18 protein-coding genes and 1 pseudogene are annotated in these 20,986 nt (G+C 62.0%); 11 read left to right on the plus strand and 8 right to left on the minus strand.

Annotated elements, in window-relative coordinates; genetic code table 11:
* Positions 1 to 4 precede the first annotated feature (4 nt).
* Complete coding sequence (locus LB558_RS26330) at positions 5 to 1,891, minus strand: ABC transporter ATP-binding protein/permease (RefSeq protein WP_224700229.1); 1,887 nt, start codon at positions 1,889 to 1,891, stop codon at positions 5 to 7.
* A 949-nt stretch (positions 1,892 to 2,840) separates the two neighbouring features.
* Between LB558_RS26330 and LB558_RS33265 the strand changes: the two are divergent.
* Positions 2,841 to 2,978: pseudogene (locus LB558_RS33265) on the plus strand (hypothetical protein); the annotation flags it as partial.
* Here LB558_RS33265 and LB558_RS26345 read toward each other — a convergent pair.
* Together LB558_RS26345 and LB558_RS26350 are read right to left on the minus strand one after the other, a co-directional pair.
* Positions 2,966 to 3,646 (minus strand): DsbA family oxidoreductase, encoded by a 681-nt coding sequence (locus tag LB558_RS26345; RefSeq protein WP_224700231.1) that lies wholly within the window; start codon positions 3,644 to 3,646, stop codon positions 2,966 to 2,968. The pseudogene LB558_RS33265 and the gene LB558_RS26345 overlap by 13 nt on opposite strands.
* Positions 3,647 to 3,663: 17 nt before the next feature.
* On the minus strand, positions 3,664 to 5,484 hold the full coding sequence (locus LB558_RS26350; protein ID WP_224700232.1) for an extracellular solute-binding protein: 1,821 nt from the start codon (positions 5,482 to 5,484) through the stop codon (positions 3,664 to 3,666).
* A gap of 231 nt (positions 5,485 to 5,715) precedes the next feature.
* Between LB558_RS26350 and LB558_RS26355 the strand changes: the two genes are divergently transcribed.
* A complete protein-coding gene (locus LB558_RS26355; protein WP_027036590.1) occupies positions 5,716 to 6,345 on the plus strand; it encodes an invasion associated locus B family protein in 630 nt (209 codons plus the stop codon).
* Between the two features lie 71 nt (positions 6,346 to 6,416).
* On the opposite strand, the gene hspQ is transcribed toward LB558_RS26355, so the two are convergent.
* Entirely contained in the window at positions 6,417 to 6,740 is a 324-nt protein-coding gene (hspQ, locus tag LB558_RS26360) for a heat shock protein HspQ (protein WP_056587784.1), read from the minus strand.
* A gap of 125 nt (positions 6,741 to 6,865) precedes the next feature.
* Here hspQ and LB558_RS26365 point away from each other — a divergent pair, with 125 nt between their 5' ends.
* Entirely contained in the window at positions 6,866 to 7,828 is a 963-nt protein-coding gene (locus LB558_RS26365; RefSeq protein ID WP_224700233.1) for an AEC family transporter, read from the plus strand.
* Here the strand turns inward: LB558_RS26365 and LB558_RS26370 are convergent.
* Positions 7,805 to 9,016, minus strand: coding sequence for a UbiH/UbiF family hydroxylase (locus tag LB558_RS26370; RefSeq protein WP_224700234.1), 1,212 nt, complete (start codon positions 9,014 to 9,016; stop codon positions 7,805 to 7,807). The two genes, LB558_RS26365 and LB558_RS26370, sit on opposite strands and share 24 nt — an antisense overlap.
* A 70-nt stretch (positions 9,017 to 9,086) precedes the next feature.
* Here LB558_RS26370 and LB558_RS26375 point away from each other — a divergent pair, with 70 nt between their 5' ends.
* From LB558_RS26375 to LB558_RS26410, 8 genes are all read left to right on the plus strand, one after another.
* Positions 9,087 to 10,025, plus strand: coding sequence for a DUF2182 domain-containing protein (locus LB558_RS26375; RefSeq protein WP_224700235.1), 939 nt, complete (start codon positions 9,087 to 9,089; stop codon positions 10,023 to 10,025).
* Between the two features lie 14 nt (positions 10,026 to 10,039).
* Positions 10,040 to 10,654 (plus strand): DUF1326 domain-containing protein, encoded by a 615-nt coding sequence (locus LB558_RS26380; RefSeq protein ID WP_224700236.1) that lies wholly within the window; start codon positions 10,040 to 10,042, stop codon positions 10,652 to 10,654.
* Complete coding sequence (pcsA, locus tag LB558_RS26385) at positions 10,651 to 11,469, plus strand: phosphatidylcholine synthase (RefSeq protein ID WP_023811884.1); 819 nt, start codon at positions 10,651 to 10,653, stop codon at positions 11,467 to 11,469. Before LB558_RS26380 ends, pcsA begins: the two co-directional genes overlap by 4 nt.
* A gap of 43 nt (positions 11,470 to 11,512) precedes the next feature.
* Complete coding sequence (locus tag LB558_RS26390; RefSeq protein ID WP_224700237.1) at positions 11,513 to 12,490, plus strand: quinone oxidoreductase family protein; 978 nt, start codon at positions 11,513 to 11,515, stop codon at positions 12,488 to 12,490.
* Positions 12,491 to 12,791: 301 nt separating this feature from the next.
* Entirely contained in the window at positions 12,792 to 14,369 is a 1,578-nt protein-coding gene (locus LB558_RS26395; protein WP_224700238.1) for an ABC transporter ATP-binding protein, read from the plus strand.
* A complete protein-coding gene (locus tag LB558_RS26400; RefSeq protein ID WP_224700239.1) occupies positions 14,366 to 15,496 on the plus strand; it encodes an ABC transporter permease in 1,131 nt (376 codons plus the stop codon). The genes LB558_RS26395 and LB558_RS26400 overlap by 4 nt, the downstream gene beginning before the upstream one ends.
* The gene (locus LB558_RS26405) at positions 15,496 to 16,416 is read left to right on the plus strand and encodes an ABC transporter permease (protein ID WP_224700240.1); all 921 of its coding nucleotides are present in this window, start codon (positions 15,496 to 15,498) and stop codon (positions 16,414 to 16,416) included. Before LB558_RS26400 ends, LB558_RS26405 begins: the two co-directional genes overlap by 1 nt.
* Positions 16,417 to 16,465: 49 nt before the next feature.
* The gene (locus LB558_RS26410) at positions 16,466 to 17,533 is read left to right on the plus strand and encodes a BMP family ABC transporter substrate-binding protein (protein WP_224700241.1); all 1,068 of its coding nucleotides are present in this window, start codon (positions 16,466 to 16,468) and stop codon (positions 17,531 to 17,533) included.
* A 46-nt stretch (positions 17,534 to 17,579) separates the two neighbouring features.
* On the opposite strand, the gene LB558_RS26415 is transcribed toward LB558_RS26410, so the two are convergent.
* From LB558_RS26415 to LB558_RS26425, 3 genes are all read right to left on the minus strand, one after another.
* Positions 17,580 to 18,686, minus strand: a complete 1,107-nt coding sequence (locus LB558_RS26415) for an acyltransferase family protein (protein WP_224700242.1) — start codon at positions 18,684 to 18,686, stop codon at positions 17,580 to 17,582.
* 98 nt (positions 18,687 to 18,784) lie between these two features.
* On the minus strand, positions 18,785 to 20,098 hold the full coding sequence (gene rimO / locus LB558_RS26420) for a 30S ribosomal protein S12 methylthiotransferase RimO (protein WP_224700243.1): 1,314 nt from the start codon (positions 20,096 to 20,098) through the stop codon (positions 18,785 to 18,787).
* Positions 20,099 to 20,234: 136 nt separating this feature from the next.
* Positions 20,235 to 20,897 (minus strand): TerC family protein, encoded by a 663-nt coding sequence (locus tag LB558_RS26425; protein ID WP_127259296.1) that lies wholly within the window; start codon positions 20,895 to 20,897, stop codon positions 20,235 to 20,237.
* Positions 20,898 to 20,986: the final 89 nt, after the last annotated feature.

Below are 20,986 nucleotides of genomic sequence, written 5' to 3' on the forward strand. Positions count from 1 at the left end.
ACGGTCACTTCTGCTTCAGCCGGCGCGAGAAGCGCAGCCACTTGTCCTCGGCCGGCCTGGGCTGCACCAGAATGGTGGTGAGCTCGACGGGCAGGGTCGGAACCAGCGGCTTCTTGGTGGCGACGCCGTCGGCGATCGCGACGATGCTGTGATAGAATTCGCTGCCCGTCATCGATCTTGGCGCAACCGCTTCGTGCATGACGCTGATCACCGTGACATCGGGGCAGTTGTCCTTGATGGCCTGGTGGAAGGCGACCTTGCCATCGGGGTCGAGCGCGCCGGTCGCCTCGTCGAGGAACAGCAGCCCCGGCTGCTGCAGCACGATGCGGGCCACCACCAGCTTCTGTTTCTGGCCGCCCGACAGCACCTGGTCCCAGCTTTTGCCTTCGCGGCTTTCGTCGCCCATGTGCTCGATAAAGTCGCCGAGCCCCGCCTTGTGCAGCGCCGACGCGACCTGCGCGTCGCCATGGTCCTGCTCGGAGCCCGGAAGGCAGACCAGTTGCTTCAGCGTCACCTGCTGCAGCTTGACCTCCTGGGCGGCATAGAAACTCTTGACGCCCTCGGGGAAGACGATGGTGCCGCGGCCGTAGGGCCACAGGCCGTTGATCGCCTTGATCAGCGAAGTCTTGCCGCTGCCGGATTCGCCTTTCAGGAAGGTCCACTCGCCGCGCCGGAAGCGCAAATTGGCGGCGCTGAGGAAGGGCGTTGCATCCTCACCCTGATGCGCCAGTTCGAGCTTCTGGATGGTAAGGCCGAAGACCGGGTTCTGGCTGGCATAGCAGAAGTCGGAGCGGCCTGTCTGGCTGTAGAACTCCTGCGGGTGCTGAACATTCTCGATCGCCTGCGCCAATTCGATGACGCGCTGGCTGTTGGCGCGCAACGTGGCAAGGGCAGGCATGACGTGGATGAACCACGAGCACTTGCTGATCAGCGCGTTGACCTGCTCAGAACCGGTTATGTAGCCCTTGAGGTCAACGCCGTTGTGGATGAACGGCACCAGACCCGGTCCGTAAGCGACAACTTTGGCACCGACAAAATTATAGACCGATTCGAACCCCGCATAGACGGTGTTGACGATGTTGAACTTCGACCAAGTGCTATCGATGTCGAGATAGAGCCGGCCATGTATCGTCTTCTGCACGTCTTCGCCTTGCGAGGCCGCGACATGGAAACTGCGGCGCAATAACGTGATCAGTTCGCCGCGATAGCTGCCTTCAGCCTTCTGCATCCTGATGTTTAGCCACTCCAGCATTCCGCCGAGTTTCATCGCGATCCAAGTGTTGAAGGGGACGTAAATGGCGACCGCCAGCAGCGCAAGGGCGGCGCTGCCATAGCTTCCTAAAAACTCAAGTCCCTTCACCTCCACCGAGTTTTTCAGCAATGCGCCGCCAACAAAGTAGAACGAGGTGAAGACACCGAACACGCCCATGGCAAGCCCTATGGCGCCGCCTGTCATATCCTTTATCGATTCCTGCACGCGCTGGTCGATATTGTCGGGCGCTGCCGTGCCGGACGAGCCATGCTGGGCATGGTAGTGCGTGTGGTTGGTGTCGAGTAGCGCCTCATTGAATCGGCTGTTTAGCCAGCCGCGCCATTTGCGATGCAATGTCGCCGACACAAACTTGGAGGCACCTGTGATGCCCATGTCCTTGAGCACGACCAACAGCACAAGCAGGCCTGCGTTGGTCAGCAGCGATTCAAGTGGGGTGGTATTCGCGGCGTCGTGGAAAAAAGCGATTGAGGTCGCTAGTTCACCCGCCGCCACGGTAAACCAGACGTCGGCTTTGCTGGAGAGCGCTGTCAGCAAGGCTATCACCAGCGTCAGCGTCCAGGCTTCCCTCCAGCGGCTCGAGAACCAGTAGGCTCTCATCAGGCCCCAGAAGCTGCGCATCGACGACACCGGCGTCAGAAGCGATCGCCCTGCGGCATCGCGAGGTGTTTTTTCCGGTACTGACTCTTGCGATGGTCTACCGACCCGAATCACGATCCCGCCCAAACCTTTTTCTTTTGTTACGGATGGTAACACCAATTGATCATTTTCCATTAATTTAAAACCGGGCCGACCGGATTGCCTCGGCAGCCGTGGCCGTGAGGCAACAGGTTACACGCTGAAATATGGCGACAACGTCGGCAAAAATCGGAATATTGCTATTGATTTCACAAGCTTGATCTGCGGAGGCATGCCGCCGGACAAGCTTCCCCTAGGGAAGGTTGTCACACGGTTTTGTGAACTCAAATCGTACGAACTGAGCGATTTTCTCAGTGCGGGGCTGACCCGAACAACAGAAATTTGCCGTGCGGGATTCGCCGGACTTGCCCTCATCGTCATTGCCGGAGGCAGGAAGTGACCGGAAACTCGTCTGAGCGGCGCGTTCCGTCTCGTCGGGTCGGCTCAGGACCTGCGTTTGACAATTCATCCGTTCGGCATTGAACCTTGCCTGGCATCGTCGCCACACATCCATGCCCGGTTCTCCAACAAGGAAACTCCCAATGCTTGCACGCGCGGCCGCAATCCTGTCCATCTTCGCCTGGCTGCCCCTCGTACCTTTGGCGCATGCCGGCGAGCAGAGCATCCCGGCCAGCGCCGAAGGCCAGATCGAGTTCAACACGCCGTCCGGCAACATCGGCTGCATCTACACGCCCAAAGGCGGCACCGGCACCTATGAGCCAAGGGATGGTGGCCCGGAGCTGAGCTGCTCGCGCGTCGAGCCAAGCTACGTCACGATTATCCTGGGTCCGAAGGGGCCAGCCACGCTGATCGAAAACCCAGGCGAGCAGGGCTGTTGCAGCGATGTCGACAAGCTTGGCTATGGCAACAGCTGGAGCGCCGGGCCGTTCTCGTGCCAGTCGTCAACCAAGGGACTGACCTGCACGGCGACGAACGGCCATGGATTTTTCATCAGCAAGGCCAAGGCGACGGTGAAGTAACGTTTGCTGCTGTCGCGGAGAGGAGAGGGCGGTCGGCTCAGCCGGCCTTTTCCAGTTCGCCGCGCGCCTTGGCAGCCGCAACCTGGCGAATGGCATCGGCCAGCGTGTCGGCATCCTGTGCGCCCATGACCGCGTATTTGTCCTCCAGCAGGAAGCACGGCACACCAGAAATGCCCATGCGCGACGCGGTGGCGATCTCGGTGCGCACCGCCTCGACATCGGCCTCGGTCGGCAAAAGCGTGGCGACCACGGACGCATCCATGCCGGCCTCGCGCGCGGCTTCGACCAGCACGGCATGATCGCCGATGTTGGCGCCTTCCTCGAAATTCAACTGGAACAGCCGGCGCACAAGCCTGTTTTGAACAGCTTCGCCGGCGGCCCCAGCCCAGCGGATCAGCCGGTGCGCATCCAGCGTGTTCGGCGCCACCTTGATGGCGTCGAAGGCGAAGGAAATGCCTTCCGCTTCGCCGAGCGGCTCGATGCGCGCGTGAATCTCGCGGATGCGCTCGTCGCTGCCGAATTTTGCCAGCATGTATTCGCGGCGGTCCTTGCCTTCCGGCGGAATGGTCGGGTCGAGCTGGAACGGGCGCCAGCGGACATGCACGTCGACATCGCCGACGGCGGCGATTGCCCTGTCGAGCCGCTTCTGGCCGACGAAGCACCAAGGGCAGACGACATCGGAAACCACATCGACGGTGATGGCGTTCGGTTCGCTCATCTCGATCTCCTGACTTTTCAATTCGGCTTGCGCCACCAGGTCGGCAGTTGATAGCCAAATATGGGCGTCTTTTGCGGATGTGCCAAATAGTTCCAGTAGGCAATCCATTGCTGCGAGTTGTGCTGCATCGGCACCATATAGTTGCCGGAGATCAGCAGCCGGTCGAGAACGCGAACGGCGGCAACATAATCCTCCTTGGAACGGGCGCGCAGCATCGCCTCGATTGCCGCGTCCACAGCCGGATCGGCGACGCCGGCGAGATTGAACGAGCCTTCCGTCCTGGCCGCGGCCGAACTCCAGCGTCCGCTCTGCTCGATGCCGGGTGACAAGGAATTGTTGAAGCCGCTCGATCCGACCAGGACCTCGAAATCGAAGCGCTGCTTGCGCGACTGGATCTGATCGCCGTCGAGGCTGCGAATGGTGAGGTCGATGCCGATCTTCTCCAGCGTGCGCTGGTAGATGCCGGCAAGGCGCTCCTCGTCCTGCGAAGCGGTCAAGATCTCGAAGCCGAAGGGTTTGCCTTCGGGATCGAGCATCGTTCCATTCTGCACGTGGTAGCCGACACTTTTCAGCAGATCGAAGGCTGCCTTCAAGACGCGGCGGTCCTGACCGGATCCGTCGGTCACCGGCGGCCGCCATGTACCGTCCATGACATCGGCCGGTACGCGGCCGGGGTAGGGCGCCAGAAGCGCTTTCTCCCTGTCGTCGGCTGGATGGCCGAGCGCGGAAAGCTCGGAATTCTGCCAGTAACTCATCGTGCGCGTGTATTTGCCGCCGAACAGGTTCTTGTTGGCCCATTCGAAGTCGTAAAGCATGCCGAGCGCGCGCCGCACGACCGGGTTGGCGAATTTCGGCAACCGCGTGTTGAACAGGAAACCGGTCACCACGGGCGGAATGCCGGTGTCGAAGGTCTGCGCGACCACATCGCCCTTGTGGAAGGCCGGAAAATCGAGATCGCGCTCGCGCTTCACCGGATCGCTGTCATCGTCGATGGCGCAAAGGCCTTTCTTGAACGCTTCGAGCTTGGCATTGGCGTTGAGGAAATACTCGATGGTGATCTGGTCGTAATTGTCGAAACCGCGCTTGGCCGGGACGTCCTTGCCCCAATAGTCGGGGTTGCGCTTGAACACGATGCGCTGGCCGGGCTGCACCTGAGCGATTGTATAGGGGCCACTGCCGATCACCGGCTTGAGCGTCGTCCTGTCGAAAGTCTCCTTGTCGAAGGCATGCTTCGGGATGATCGGGGTCAGCGCGATGATCAGCGGGAATTCGCGATCGGCCTTGTCGTTGAAGGTGAAGCGCACGCTGTGGTCGCCGGTCTTTTCGAGCTTGGCGACCCTGGCCATGCGGTCGCTGTAGGGCGGGCGACCTTTCTCGGTGTAGACGTCATAACTGAACAGCACGTCCTCCGGCGTCACCGCCTGACCGTCCGACCATTTGGCCTTCGGATTGAGATGGAATTCGATGCTCTTGCGCTCCGGGTCCATGTCGGCGCTGTCGGCCAGCAAACCGTAGAGCGTGAAAGCCTCGTCGGCATTGCGTTGCATCAACGGCTCGAAGACCAGATTGCCGAAGATCGTGTCCATCATGCCGCGCGCCGTCGTGCGCAGGCTCTTGAGGATGAAAGGATTGAGATTGTCGAAGCTGCCCACGACGCAATAGGTGATCGAGCCACCCTTCGGCGCATCGGGATTGACGTAGTCGAAATGCGTATAGTCGGCCGGCAGCGCCGGTTCGCCCTGCATGGCGATCGCGTGCTTCGGCTCCGATGCGGCCGGCTGATGCGAAAGTGCGAGAAACGACATCGCGGTGATCAGCCAAACAACAACGCGGCCCATGACCGTCTCCTTAACAGGTCGGCTTGATGATTCGGTGCGCACCCTAGCATGAGGCCGCTGTGCGCCGGCCAACCGCGCGCTCAACAATTGCTGACGCCGGGCTGGATTCGGCATCGCTTGCAGTGTAACACGCCCTCCGAAGTCATTCTGTTGCCTCATTTCGGCAACAGGTAGCTGGTCACACGGCACGAAGAAGCCGGTCCCGGGATCATTTGAGAGGAAGTGCACGACATGACGAGCCTGAACAGCAACGCGTACCGCCTGTCGGTCATGGCCGCTGGCGTGATCGGCTTTCTGGGCGCAGGACTCCCCGCCGCTTCCGCACAGCAGCAACAGCAGATTCCGCAAGGCTGGTTCAAGGCCTGCACCAAGCAGGAAGACGTCGACATCTGCAACGTCCAGAACATCACCACCGCCGGCAACGGCCAGCTGGTCACCGGCGTCAGCCTGATCGAGCTCAAGGGCAAGGTGAACCGCAAGGTGTTCCAGGTGACGGTTCCGACCGGCCGTCTGGTGCCTCCGGGCATCGGCCTGCAGATCGACACCGGCAAGGCGCAGAAGCTCGACTATGTGATCTGCTTCCCGGATCGTTGCGTGGCCGAAGTGCCGCTGACCGACCAGCTCGTCGCGGCATTCAAGAAAGGCCAGGCGATCACGCTGACCTCGGTGAATTTCCAGAACCAGCCCAATCCGATCAAGATCGCCCTGCAGGGCTTCAGCGGCGCCTATGACGGCCCGGCGCTGCAGCAGTCTGACATCGAGGACCGGCAAAAGAAGCTTCAGGACTTCGTCGCCAAGAACAACCAGGATTTCGCCAAGAAGCTCAAGGAAGAGCAGGACAAGGCGAAGACCGCCAACTGATCGGCCGATACCGCCGAGCCAATAAAAAAGCGGGGTCATGCGCCGCTTTTTTGTGATTGTCTTCCAGTAGGCTAATGCCTGGACTGCCGCTTCGGCTGGTAGCCGCCGTCCGGCTTCTTGTCGAACATCTCCTTGATCTGCGGATGCCGGACCGGCTCACCCGACTGATCCTCAAGCAGATTCTGCTCGGAGACGTAGGCGATGTATTCGGTCTCCGAATTCTCGGCGAGCAGATGATAGAAAGGCTGATCCTTGCGCGGCCGAACGTCGGCGGGGATCGCTTCGTACCACTCGTCGGTGTTGGCGAATTGCGGGTCGACGTCGAAAATAATGCCCCTGAATGGAAACAGCCGGTGGCGAACCACCTGTCCGATTGCGAATTTGGCTGTTTTCATCGTACTCACCACTGAATTCCTTGGGCTTATTTGGCGCAGACCGCGCATCAATTCAATCCCGAGGCGCTTGACGCCCTATTGAGCAACGGGCTAGCCCGGCGTCAGGGTTTCGGACCAGCATAAAAATGTCTGACGTCGTCGGTCTTGTTCTTCCGTTCTTCGGCTTGATTTTTGTCGGGTTTCTGGTGGCGCGCATCACCAGGCAGCCGCTGGAGGCGCTCGGCTGGATGAACACGTTCATCGTCTATGTCGCGCTGCCGGCACTTTTCTTCCAACTGCTTGCCAAGACGCCGTTCGAAGACCTGACGGAATGGCGCTTCATCTTCGGTTCGGTCGTCTCCACCTTCATGATATTTTCCTTGATGTTCATGGGGTCGGTCCTGACCTCGCGCGGCGAGATAGCGCAATCGACCATCAAGGCGCTCGCGGCCGCCTATGGCAATATCGGCTATATGGGACCGGGGCTGGCATTGCTGGCCTTCGGCGAGGAGGCGGCTGTGCCGGTCGCCTTGATCTTCTGTTTCGAGAACATCATGCATTTCGCCATCGCACCCATGATGATGGCGCTGTCGGGCGACGAGAAGACCACTCCTCTTCGGCTTGCGCTGGGTGTCGTGCGCAAGATCGTGCTGCACCCGTTCATCATCGCAACCGCCCTGGGTGTCGGCGCCGCCTATATCGGCTTTCGACCGCCCGTGCCGGTGGAGCGATTTCTGGAATATCTTTCCCGGGCGGCCGCACCTTGCGCGCTGTTTGCCATGGGCGTCACCCTGGCGCTCAGGCCGCTCAATCGCGTCCCGCATGAGATGGTTCCGATCGCGGTGCTGAAACTGATCCTGCACCCGTTGCTCTGCTATGTCGTGCTGAGCTGGATCGGCAATTTTTCTGAGACATGGGTCTTCTCGGCGGTGCTTCTGGCGGCATTGCCGACCGCCACCAACGTCTTCGTCATCGCCCAGCAGTATGGCGTCTGGGTGCAACGGGCGTCGGCCAGTGTGCTGATCACAACCTGCCTGTCGGTCGTGACCGTCACCGGGCTGCTCTACCTGATCCGGCACAATATCCTAGCGCCGGACCTGTTTCCCTAACCCGCCAGCAAGCGCGGCAAAACCGCTGCCTGGACGAAGTCCCTCGCGCATGAAAAAAGCCCGAAGCGGCGCGAAGCCTCCGAGCCCGCCGAGCCCGGCAACGCGGGCCATCTGGGCCGGCAGCATGTCGGAAAGCAGCGACATGTTGAGCAGGTTGACCGCGCTGCTGCGCGCCAGAATGTCGGGGCGGCGCTTGAAATCGTAGGCTGCAAGCGCCTTGGCTGCACCAGGATCGGCTCTATTTTCACAAGCGATCCCAATCAGATCGTCGACGTCCCTGATGCCGAGATTGAGGCCTTGCGCACCAATCGGAGGAAACACATGGGCGGCTTCGCCGACCAGCGCCACCCGATCTCGGGCGAAACGCAGTGGCGTCACCGCCGAAAGCGGATAGATCTGCCGGCCCGACTCGACCGTCACCCGGCCCAGCATCGACTGCATCTGCTGTTCGACCCGCTGAGAAAGCGTCGCATCGTCCAGTGCGGCGAGGTCGGTCGCGGTCTCGGGCTTGACCACCCAGACCAGGCTGGAGCGATTGCCGGGCAGGGGAACCTGCGTGAACGGACCGGTCTCGGTGTGGAATTCGGTCGAGGTGAAGGCGTGGTCGCCGCTATGGCCGAAATTGAGGACGAGAGCTGCCTGCGGGTAGGAGCGGGCCGAGGTCGAGATGCCGGCCGCCTGGCGCGCCGGTGACAACCGCCCATCGGCCGCGACCGCCAGCGCTGCGTCGGCCATGCTGCCGTCGGTCAGGACGGCACGGACGTGCTCGGCATCGAGATGCCAGTTAGCCACCATCGACTGCTGCCATTCGATGCCGGCATGCGCGACAACCTTGCTGGCGAGTGCCGGGTTGAGGACGCTGTTGGGAAGGTTCAGCCCGAACTGGTCCTCGTCGATCTCGCTGGCACGGAAGGTGACGACCGGGCTGCGGATCAGCCGTCTGGTGGCGTCGACGATGCGCATCACTTTCAAAGGCGCCGCCTTGGATTTGACGGTTTCGAGCACGCCAAGCCGGTCGAGCACTTTCAAGGCAGGATTCATCAGGGCCGTCGTGCGGCCATCGGGGGTGGCGGCCTCCGGCCCGACCAGTGTCACCGGGAAACCTTCGGCGGCAAAACCGAGCGCCGCGATCAGCCCTGCCGGCCCAGTGCCGGCAATCAGTATCCGCGCAGTTTGCTGATGCTCCAAGATCGGCTTCCGGCTTGCAATGCGAGGCGGTCCACCCGACCTGCCGTTCGATGAGCATATAGGTCAGATCATGCCGCTTGATCAACGCGGCGATTCGGCCCATTCGGATGTCATGACCGCGCAGCAGGACGACTTCAGCCATCTCGACCGCGCCGGCCGCGCCATGGCCGGCATCGCGCGCAATCCTCGCGTCACGGTAAACGTGGTTGTCGGCGCTTGCATCCTGCTTGCCTGGCTGTCTCTTGCGGCGATGGCAATCCGCGGCGCCGAAGGCGGGATTGCGGGCGTCGGCGCCCCTGGCGACACGATCCTGCGCAGCCTGCCGCAACCGCCGCTGCCCGATTTCCTGGAACGGTTCTTTGTACTGTGCCTCTCACCGCTGCCTTTGAACGCAGGTCTCGGCTTGCAGGCCGGCGCGCTCGTTTCGATGTGGTTCCTGATGGCGATCGCGACGATGCTGCCTTCGGCGGCGCCGATGATCCGTACCTATTGCGAGATCGCCGATACGGCTCGCATCAAAAGCGAGCCGGTCGTTCACCCGCTGGTGCTGGTCGCCGGTTACCTCAGCGTCTGGCTCGCCGCTTCAATGATGTTCGCGGCGCTGACCCTGGCCGCCCATGCATTTGCCTCGTCAGCCGGGATGCTCGATCCGGTCGTCGGCCTTGCCGGTGCGCTCGCTCTGCTGATTGCCGGCCTCTATCAGTTCAGTGGCCTGAAGGAAGCCTGCCTGAAGAAATGCAAGAACCCCTTCTCGATCCTGTTTTCGAACTGGAGCGCAAGGCCTCTCAGCATCTTCCGGCTTGGTGTCGAGCAAGGCCTGTGGTGCCTCGGCTGCTGCTGGGCACTGATGCTGGTGATGTTCGCCGTCGGCGTCATGAACGTCTTCTGGATGGCGTTGATCGGGCTGTTCACCCTGATCGAAAAACAAACAGCCAGCAGGGTTCCAACCCGGCTGGCCGGTGCGATACTGCTTGTCTGGGCAGCCGCGCTGCTAGTAGTCTCGCTGTGAGTGGGGGAAAATCGATGGCAGACCAGAGCTGGGCGATGAAGGGAGAACTCGTACTCTCCTGCAATTGCACGGTTTTTTGCCCTTGCGTGTTGTCGCTCGGCAATCATCCGCCGACCGAAGGCTATTGCCAGACATGGGCCGGGTTTCGCATCGACGCAGGCCATTTCGGCGACGTCGACCTGTCCAATCTCAATCTCGGGCTGGTCATGGAAATCCCCGGCTACATGAGCCGCGGCAACTGGACCGCGGGCCTGTTCATCGACAGCCGCGCCTCTGTCTACGCGGTCAAGGCGCTGACAAAGATCTTCACGGGCAAGGCAGGCGGAACCACATCGCTGCTCTCCATCCTGGTCGGCAAATTCCTCGGCGTCGAGCAGGTGCCGATCACCTATGAGACGCGTGACAAGACGCGTATCTTCCAGATACCCAGGATTATCGACGGAGCGGTGACACCCATCCCCGGCAAGGACCGCGACAAGGACACGGTGATCAGCAATTCGGAATACTGGATCGCGCCTGAGATCATCGTGGCCAGGTCCGACAAGAGCAAGATGCGGGCTTTCGGCCGCAACTGGAATTTCGCCGGCCGCTCGGCCGAAATCTGCAAGCTGGATTGGCGGGGCCCGTGAGCAAGAACACAACGGCCCGAAAAGCCGCCAAAAAGATCACGGACCGGATCCCCAGGCCGAAGAAGAAGGTCACCTGGCCACAGGCGAGGGCGTTCTCCGTCCACCTCTTGACCGCCTCGGGGTCGTTCCTGGCCTTCCTGTCGCTGGTCGCGGCAAGCGAGGAGCGCTGGACGGCGATGTTCTGGTGGCTCGGGCTGGCCCTGTTCGTCGACGGCATCGATGGGCCGATCGCGCGGAAGCTCGAGGTCAAGGAGATACTGCCGACATGGTCGGGCGAACTGCTCGACAACATCATCGACTACGTCACCTACGTGCTGATCCCGGCCTTCGCGCTCTATCAACGCGGCTTCATGGGCGAGGGCCTGTCATTCCTGTCGGCGGCGATCATCGTCGTTTCCAGCGCCATCTACTATGCCGACACCGGCATGAAAACGAAGGAGAATTTCTTCAAGGGGTTCCCCGTGGTCTGGAACATGGTGGTGTTCACCCTGTTCGTCATCGAGCCCGGGCAATGGGTTTCGTTCGCGGTTGTGGTGGTGGCCGGCGTCCTGACTTTCGTGCCGATCAACTTCATCCACCCGGTGCGGGTGGTGCGGCTGCGGCGCATCAACCTTGGGATGACTCTCTTGTGGTGCGCTTTCGGCGCGCTTGCCCTGGCCCAGGCGGCACTCGCTGCCTTCTACGATCAGATCGGCGTGCTGGGCGAGCAGGTCAGCACCTTCACCAAGATCGGCATCACCATCACCGGGCTTTACCTTGCCTGCATCGGTGGCATCATGCAGTTCTTTCCCAATCTCGGTGCCAAAAAGGCCTGATCAGCCACTCCCACAGAGAGCCCAGCCCACAGGAAGCCTAGCAATGTCCAAAGCGATCCGCATTCACGCCAATGGCGGCCCGGAAGTTCTGACCTATGAGGACGCTGACCCCGGCCGGCCGGGATCCGGGCAGATCCTGGTCCGGCACACCGCGATCGGCCTCAATTTCATCGATGTCTATCACCGTTCGGGCCTTTATCCGCCGCCCGGCGGGTTCCCGCTAGTCCCAGGCAGCGAAGCCGCCGGCGTGGTGCTGGAGGTTGGCCAGGGCGTCGACTGGCTGAATCCGGGCGATCGCATCGCCTATGCCGTGACGACGGGGGCTTACGCGCAACAGCGCGTCATCGATGCCAGCCGCGTCGTCAAGGTTCCGGATGGCATCAGCGACGAACAGGCCGCGGCGATGATGCTGAAGGGCATGACCGCGGAATATCTGCTGCGCCGGACGTTCAAGGTGAAGTCCGGAGACACGATCCTCTTCCATGCCGCGGCAGGCGGCGTCGGACTGATCCTTGGCCAATGGGCAAAACACCTCGGCTCCACCGTCATCGGCACCGCCAGCTCGTCCGACAAGATCGAGCTCGCCAGGGCGCATGGTTTCGATCATGTCATCAACTACAAGGAACAGGATTTCGTTGCCGGCGTCGCCGCCATCACTGGCGGCAAAAAATGCGACGTCGTCTACGATTCGGTCGGCAACGACACATTTCCGGCTTCGCTCGACTGCCTGCGGCCGCTTGGCATGTTCGTCAGTTTTGGTCAGTCATCGGGACCCATACCGCCGTTCAGCATGTCGTTGCTGGCACAGAAGGGCTCGCTGTTCGCAACAAGGCCGACACTGTTCGTCTACAACGCAAAACGCGAGGACCTCGACGCTTCTGCTGCCGCCCTGTTCGAAGTCGTGCTCAGCGGCGCGGTCGAGATCAAGATCAACCAGCGCTACGCACTCAAGGACGCCGGCAAGGCGCATTCCGACCTGGAAGGCCGCAGGACCACAGGGACGACCATTCTCATCCCGTAGAGACTGGTTGGAAACTCTACTCTGGCGGCCATCTGATGGCGTTTTCTGCGCTTCCTCGTTCTACTGCGTCGCAGTAGAACCGAGCTCACGGACCCAAATGTCCGCTGCGCTCCGGTTCTCGAAACCACCATATGACTCGCCAGAGCGAATTTCAAAACAGTCTCTTAGTTCGTTCTGCCTTGCTATCCCTTGAATTTCCGCTGAAATTCTTGAAGCTCTTTCAAGACGCGTACCGCTTTCCGATGAGAGCCGGGCGCGCCTACCATGCTTGCGGGAACACAGAACATATCTGGCTAACCAGATGGGAGGCACTGTGAGTGCAAATCAGGACGGCACGAACCTGCTTGAGGTGCGTGGCCTCACCAAGATATTCGGCACGCTGACGGCGTGCGATCACATCGATCTCGACATCGCCAGAGGTGAAATCCACGCCTTGCTCGGCGAAAACGGCGCCGGCAAGTCGACACTGGTCAAGATGCTGTTCGGCTCGCTGGAGCCCAATTCCGGAGAGATATTCTGGAACGGCCAGGCGGTCAGGATTTCCAGCCCGGGCGTCGCGAAAAAACTCGGCATCGGCATGGTGTTCCAGCATTTTTCGCTGTTCGAGGCGCTGACCGCGGCCGAAAACATCGCGCTGTCGCTGGACGATGGCTCCCCGATCAGCAGCATCGCGGCGAAGGCGAGGGCGCTTTCCTTCAGCTATGGCCTGCCGCTCGATCCTGAATCGCTGGTCGGCGACCTGTCGGTGGGCGAACGCCAGCGCATCGAGATCATCCGCTGCCTGCTGCAGACCCCGCAGCTCATCATCCTGGACGAACCGACCTCGGTGCTGACGCCGCAGGAAGCCGACAAGCTGTTCGAGACGCTGGAGCGCCTGCGCTCGGAAGGCAAATCCATCCTCTACATCTCGCACCGGCTCGAAGAGGTCAAACGCATCTGCGACCGCGCCACGGTGCTGCGCCACGGCAAGGTGGTCGGCCACTGCAATCCGCGTGAGGAAACTGCCTCTTCGCTGGCCCGCATGATGGTCGGCAACGAGGTGCAGGCCGTGGTGCGCGCGCCGGTCGAGGGCATCGACAAGGCGCAGCCGCTGCTCGAAATCCGCAACCTCAGCCGCAGACCGGCAACGCCGTTCTCGATACCGCTCAAGGGCATCAACCTGAACGTCCGCGCCGGCGAGGTGATCGGCATCGCAGGCGTCGCCGGCAACGGCCAGGGCGAGTTCTTCGAATCCGTTTCAGGCGAAGTGCTGCAGCAGGATGCCGTCTCGGTGCGCATTCGCGGCAAGGAAGCGGGAGGCCTCACCATCACCGGACGCCGACTGCTGGGCGCTGCCTTCGTGCCGGAAGAGCGCCTCGGCCACGGTGCCGCACCGCGCATGAAGCTTTCCGAAAACCTGCTGCTGTCGCGCCATGCCACCGACGGCAAGGCGTTCGTCGGTTCCGGCGGAATGGTCAAGAGCGCCGCCATCCAAGCCGCGTCCCAACGCATCATCGAGGCAATGGATGTGCGCAAGAGTGCGCCGGATCCGGAGGCCGCGGCCCTTTCGGGCGGCAATCTGCAGAAATTCATCGTCGGCCGCGAACTCGACCGCCGGCCAAGCGTCATGGTGGTGAACCAGCCGACCTGGGGCGTCGACGCGGGCGCTGCCGCTCATATCCGCCAGGCCTTGATCGAGTTGTCGCGCAGCGGATCGGCGGTGCTGGTGATCAGCCAGGATCTCGACGAGCTGTTCGAGATATCGGATGCGATCGCGGTCATGCACAATGGCGAGCTGTCGAAGCCGATGCCGGTCGCCGAGGCGACCTTCGAGAAGGTCGGCTTGCTGATGGGCGGCGCCGAACCAGGCCACGCCGAACACACGCTGGAGACGGCATGATGCGCCTCGAACTCGTCAAACGCCCGCAGCGTTCCATGCTGTTTTCGGCCCTGTCGCCGTTCATTGCGTTCGCGCTGACCATCATTGCCGGCGCCGTCATGTTCGCGCTGCTCGGTGTCAATCCGCTGACCGCGTTCAATATCTATTTCATCGAGCCGATCAGCCAGGTCTGGCAGTTGCATGAGCTGGCGATCAAGGCAGCGCCGCTGATCCTGATCGCCGTCGGCCTGTCGGTCTGCTACAAGGCCAACATCTGGAACATCGGCGCCGAAGGCCAGTTCATCCTCGGCGGCATCGTCGGCTCGATGGTTCCGGTGCTGTTTCCGCAGTTCGAAGGCCCGCTGGTGCTGCCGCTGATGCTGTTGCTCGGCATGGTCGGCGGTGCGGCCTATGCCGCGATCCCGGCTCTGCTCAAGACGCGCTTCGGCACCAATGAGATCCTGACCAGCCTGATGCTGGTCTATGTCGCGCAGCTTTTCCTTGACTGGCTGGTGCGCGGCCCCTGGCGCGATCCGCAGGGCCATGGCTTTCCGCAGACCATCCAGTTCAACGATTCGGCGGTGTTGCCGGAACTTATGCCGGATGCCGGACGGGCAAACTGGGGTTTTGTCTTCGCGCTGGTCGCCGCGGTGCTGGTCTGGATCCTGATGAGCCGCATGCTGAAAGGTTTTGAGGTGCGCGTGCTGGGCTCGAGCCCGCGGGCAGGGCGCTTCGCCGGCTTCGGCCTCAACCGCATGGTGTTCTTCGCCTTCCTGCTCTCCGGTGCCTTGGCAGGGCTTGCCGGCATCTCGGAGGTCTCCGGCGCCATCGGCCAGCTGCAGCCCGTGATCTCGCCCGGCTACGGCTTCACCGCCATCATCGTGGCGTTCCTTGGCCGCCTCAACCCGCTCGGCATCGTCGCCGCCGGACTGGTTCTGGCGCTGACCTATCTCGGCGGTGAGGCGGTGCAGAGCGCGCTCGGCATCTCCGACAAGGTGGCGCGGGTGTTTCAGGGCATGCTGCTGTTCTTCGTGCTCGGCTGCGACACGCTTATTCACTACCGCATTCGCCTGATCGGCCTGGCGCTGACCAAACCGGAAGGCGTGGGGAAACTCGAAGCCGCACCGAAGCTGAAGGAAGCCCGTTGATGGACATCACCGTAAACATCCTTCTGACCATCGCCACCGCGGCAACGCCGCTGCTGATCGCGGCAATCGGCGAGCTGGTGGTCGAGCGCTCCGGCGTGCTCAATCTCGGCGTCGAAGGCATGATGATCATGGGCGCCGTCGGCGGCTTCGGCGCAACCTATCTCACCGGATCGCCCTGGATCGGCCTTCTGGCGGCCATCGCCATGGGCGCGGTGTTTTCGCTGCTGTTTGCCGTCATGACGCTGTCGCTGGCCACCAACCAGGTGGCGACCGGCCTGTCCTTGACGCTGCTCGGCCTTGGCCTGTCCGGCATGATGGGCACCAGCTTCGTCGGCCAGCCCGGCGAAAGGCTGCCCAACCTCTACATTCCCGGCCTGACGGAAATCCCTGTGGCCGGCAGGCTGCTGTTCGGGCAGGATCCGATCTTCTACATCTCGATTGCCCTGACCGCAGCCGTCATGTGGTTCCTGTTCAAGACCCGGACCGGGCTCACGCTGCGCTCGATCGGCGACAGCCACACCTCGGCGCATGCGCTTGGCATCAAGGTCATCCGCTATCGCTACCTCGCGGTCATCTTCGGCGGCGCCTGTGCCGGTCTTGCCGGCGGCCATCTCTCATTGGTCTACACACCGCAATGGGTCGAGAACATGAGTGCCGGCCGCGGCTGGATCGCGCTGGCGCTGGTGGTGTTCGCCTCCTGGCGGCCTTGGCGGGTGCTGGCCGGCGCCTACATCTTCGGCGCAGTGTGGATCGGCCAGCTTCATGCACAGGCTTTTGGCATTCCGGTGCCCTCACAGTTCCTTTCTTCGCTGCCCTATCTGGCAACCGTCGTGGTTCTCGTTCTAATCTCGCGCAACAAGCGTCTGACGATGATGAACACGCCGGCTTCCTTGGGGCAGCCATTCGTTCCGGATCGTTGACAACAAAAAAAACGGGAAGCTCCAAGGCTTAACTCAGAGAGGTAACACAATGAAAAAACTGCTTATTGCCCTGATGACCACGACCGCCGCCATGTCGCTGGCAGCGACGGCCGAGGCCGCGGACAAGCTGAAGGCCTGCTGGGTCTACACCGGCCCGATCGGCGACTTCGGCTACTCCTACCAGCACGACCAGGGCCGTCTCGAGGTGGAGAAGGCGCTCGGCGACAAGGTCGAGACCGCCTATCTCGAAAACGTCTCCGAAGGCCCCGACGCCGACCGCGCTTTCGAGCGCCTGGCACGCGAAGGCTGCAAGATCATCTTCGGCACCTCCTTCGGCTTCATGGACCCGGAAGTGAAGGTCGCCAAGAAATTCCCGAAGGTGATGTTCGAGCACGCCACCGGTTACAAGACCGCTGACAACCTCGGCATCTACAATGCGCGTTTCTATGAGGGCCGCTATGTCCTCGGCCAGATCGCCGCCAAGGAATCGAAGGCTGGCGTTGCCGGCTACATCGTTTCCTTCCCGATTCCCGAAGTGGTGATGGGCATCAACTCCTTCATGCTCGGCGCCCAGTCGATCAACCCGAACTTCAAGGCCAAGATCGTCTGGGTGAATTCCTGGTTCGATCCGGGCAAGGAAGCCGACGCCGCCAAGGCGCTGTTCGACCAGGGCGCCGATATCATCGTCCAGCACACCGATTCGACCGCTGCCCTGCAGGTGGCCGAGGAGCGCAAGCTGCACGGCTTCGGCCAATCCTCCGACATGATCAAGTTCGCCCCGAACGCGCAGCTGACCTCACTTACCGACGAATGGGGTCCGTACTACATCAGCCGGGTCCAGGCAGCCCTCGACGGCACCTGGAAGCCGGACAATGTCTGGCTCGGCATCAAGGACGGCGCAGTCAAGCTCGCCCCCTACACCAACATGCCCGACGACGTGAAGGCGATGGCCGAAGCCACCGAAAAGAAGATCGCCGGCGGCTGGAACCCCTTCACCGGACCGATCGCCAAGCAGGACGGCACGCCATGGCTGAAGGATGGCGAAGTCGCCGATGACGGCACGCTGCTCGGCATGAATTTTTATGTGAAGGGTGTCGACGACAAGCTGCCGCAGTAAGCAGCGCAAGAGATCGAATGGGGAGGGCGCCGCGAGGCGCCCTTTTTCATTCGGCAGGCTGAGCCCCGGTAGGGACGCGACGAAACCGTGCCAGGCCGGCATCGACCGCGCGGCCGAGCCAAACCCTGAGCAGCCGCTGCGCGGGTCGTTCGCAACTGCGCCAGATCGCCCACGAAACGAAGAGCATGAGCGCGACGCAGCCAAAGGCGGCAAACCATTTGCCGACCAGGGGTGCCGCGGCGTCGATGGCGAGATAGCCGATCTCCTGGTGCAGCAAATAGAGCGGATACGTCAGCCCGCCCAGCGCCAGGGTGAGCGCCGACGGTCGCAGACGATTACGCAGCAGCACTGCACCGATCAGCGCGCCATGCATGACGACGTTGGCGACGACAAGATTGGCCGAGGCAACGGCAATACCGTAGTGGCCAAGCATCCAGTGCTGCGTCACCGATAGCGTTCCGCAGGAGATCAGGAACGCGGCGGCAAGCAGCAGCATTGCAGGCAGTGAACGGCCATGAGCATGCAGGTGGTGGACCAGCGCGCCGGCGGCGAAGAACGGTCCGAACTCGGTGATGAACAGCAGCCTGGCGGCGCCGCTGCCGACGAAGAATTCGTTCAGTGCCGAGATCGCCAGCCACACGAAGATCAATTCCAGCTTGCGTCTCTGAAACAGCCCGGTGAGCAGCGCCAGCGTCACCCAGCCGTAGAACACGAGCTCAAGAACGATCGACCAGTAGACGCCGTCCATAAAGGGCTGGCCGAACGCCGGCGCGAACATCGACAGATTGGCGGCATACTGAACGAAAGAGGCCGAAAGCAGCGGCGACCCGACAAGGAAGACAGTCGCGAAGGTGATCGTCATGCAGAGCAGGAAGCCCGGATAGAGGCGAACGAACCGCGCGATCGCAAATTGGTCCCAGCTGCGGTTTTCCGCCGACCAGGCAATGACGAAACCGCTGATCAGGAAGAACAGATTGACGCCGAGATAGCCGTAGAGAGCGAACGGTGCCGCAAGCGGATAACCCTGCGCGAGGTAGCCTTCGGCGGCAGTGCCGCGAAAGAAATAATGGAAGAACACGACCGCAAGTGCTGCCGCCAGCCTGAGCAGGTCCAGCGTCGCGATATGATTTTGTTCCGCAGGTCTGGTGTTCATCCGCATTTCCCGCATCTACGGTCAGCAAACCATAGAGCGGATCGCGCCTGCGCGGGTTAAGAGGCTGAATTATCGCCAGATGTAGTAAATACGGCCCGTCAGACCGCCGAACCATAGAGGTCATAGGCATCGGCACGGTCGATCTTGACGGTGACGATATCGCCTTGGCGTAGCGGGCGGCGCGACTGGATGTGCACCGAGCCATCGATCTCGGGCGCGTCGTATTTGGTGCGGCCCTTTGCCGACGTGCCATGCGCCTCATCGATCAGCACCGGCAGGCGCTTGCCGACCTTCCTGGCGAGCTGCGTCGCCGAAATCCTCTGCTGGCGCTGCATGAAGCGGTGCCAGCGTGCCTCCTTGATTTCCTGCGGGACCTGTTCGAGACCGAGATCGTTGGAGCGGGCGCCCCGGACCGGCTCGTATTTGAAGCAGCCGGCGCGATCGATCTTGGCTTCATCGAGCCAGTCGAGCAGCATCTCGAAATCATCATCCGTCTCGCCGGGGAAGCCGACGATGAAGGTCGAGCGGATGGCGAGATCCGGGCAGACCTCGCGCCAGCCGCGAATGCGCTCGAGCGTCTTTTCGCCATGCGCGGGCCGGCGCATGTTCTTCAACACCTGCGGCGACGCATGCTGGAAGGGGATATCCAGATACGGGAGGATCTTGCCGTCGGCCATCAGCGGGATGACGTCGGCGACATGCGGGTAGGGGTAGACATAGTGCATGCGCACCCAGATCCCGAGCTTGCCCAGTTCCTCCGAAAGATCGAGGAATTTCGCGCGGACTTCGCGGTCGCCGAACATGCTGGTCTGGTACTTAATGTCGATGCCGTAGGCGCTGGTGTCCTGCGAGATGACCAGGAGTTCCTTGACGCCGGCCTTGGCCAGTTTCTCGGCTTCGCGCAGCACATCGGCGGCCGGCCGCGAGACGAGGTCGCCACGCAGTGCGGGAATGATGCAGAAGGTGCAGCGGTTGTTGCAGCCTTCGGAAATCTTGAGATAGGCGTAGTGGCGCGGCGTTAGCTTGACGCCCTGCGGCGGCAGCAGGTCGATATAGGGGTCGTGCGAAGGCGGTGCCGCCTCATGCACGGCGGCCATCACGCTCTCATAGGCCTGCGGCCCGGTGATCGCCAGCACGTTGGGGTGCTTTTCACGAATGACGTCCGGTTCGGCGCCCAGGCAACCGGTGACGATCACTCGGCCGTTTTCCGAAAGCGCGGAGCCGATGGCGTTGAGCGACTCGTCGCGGGCGGAATCAAGAAAGCCGCAGGTGTTGACGACGACGAGGTCGGCACCGTCATGCTTGCGCGCGATTTCGTAACCTTCGGCGCGCAGGCGCGTGATGATGCGCTCCGAATCCACAAGGGCCTTCGGGCATCCAAGACTGACAAAACTCACGCGAGGAGCGGACATAGAGGGTTTCCGGGCTTTTCAGGATTGCCGGCGCAGTACCACACTTATTGCGGCATTGGTATGGGCAGGCCCCCGATGCGGCAAAACGCACGGCGATCTTGCTTCCACGGAGCGAAGACGCGGATGTCCGCCAGCCTCAGCCGACCACGTTGTTTACATGTGGCCAGACTTCCACCGCGCCACGATAGACCATGTCCAGCGCGACATAGAGTATGATCAGCAGGCCGACATAGGCGATCCAGCGGTGGCGATGCAGCAGCTTGGCAATGAAAGTCGCGGCCAGCCCCATCAGCGCGATCGACAGCACAAGGCCGATGACCAGCACCGGAAAATGATCACGCGCCGCTCCAGCCACCGCCAGCACGTTGTCGAGCGACATCGACACATCGGCGATGACAATCTGCAAGGCGGCCTGGCCAAGGGTCTTGCGCTTCGTCTTGCCGGCGACCGCCTGGTCACTGTTGAGGTCCGAATTCGACAGCGCCTCGGTCGCTTCCAGCTCATCGGCATGTGACGTGCGCAGCTCGCGGTACATTTTCCAGCAGACCCACAGCAGCAGGATGCCGCCGGCCAGCAGGAGGCCGACGATCGCCAGCAGCTTGACGGTAACGGCGGCAAAACCGATGCGCAGCACCGTTGCCGCAATCACGCCGATGAGGATCGCCTTCTTGCGTTGGTCAGCCGGCAGGCCGGCAGCGGCAAGGCCGATGACGATCGCATTGTCGCCGGCCAGCACAAGGTCGATGGCGATGACCTGGAGCAGGGCGGTCAGGCTGGCAGCGCTGAAAAAAATGTCCATCGACCGGAGCCCTTGCTGATTTTGCCGAGTGTTCGTCGATTATCCAGAGGCCCTAACTTGGTGGTCCCTTGGCGTCAAGGGATCACGCG

The sequence above is a fragment of the Mesorhizobium sp. CO1-1-8 genome (assembly GCF_020164875.1).
GTDB lineage: Bacteria > Pseudomonadota > Alphaproteobacteria > Rhizobiales > Rhizobiaceae > Mesorhizobium.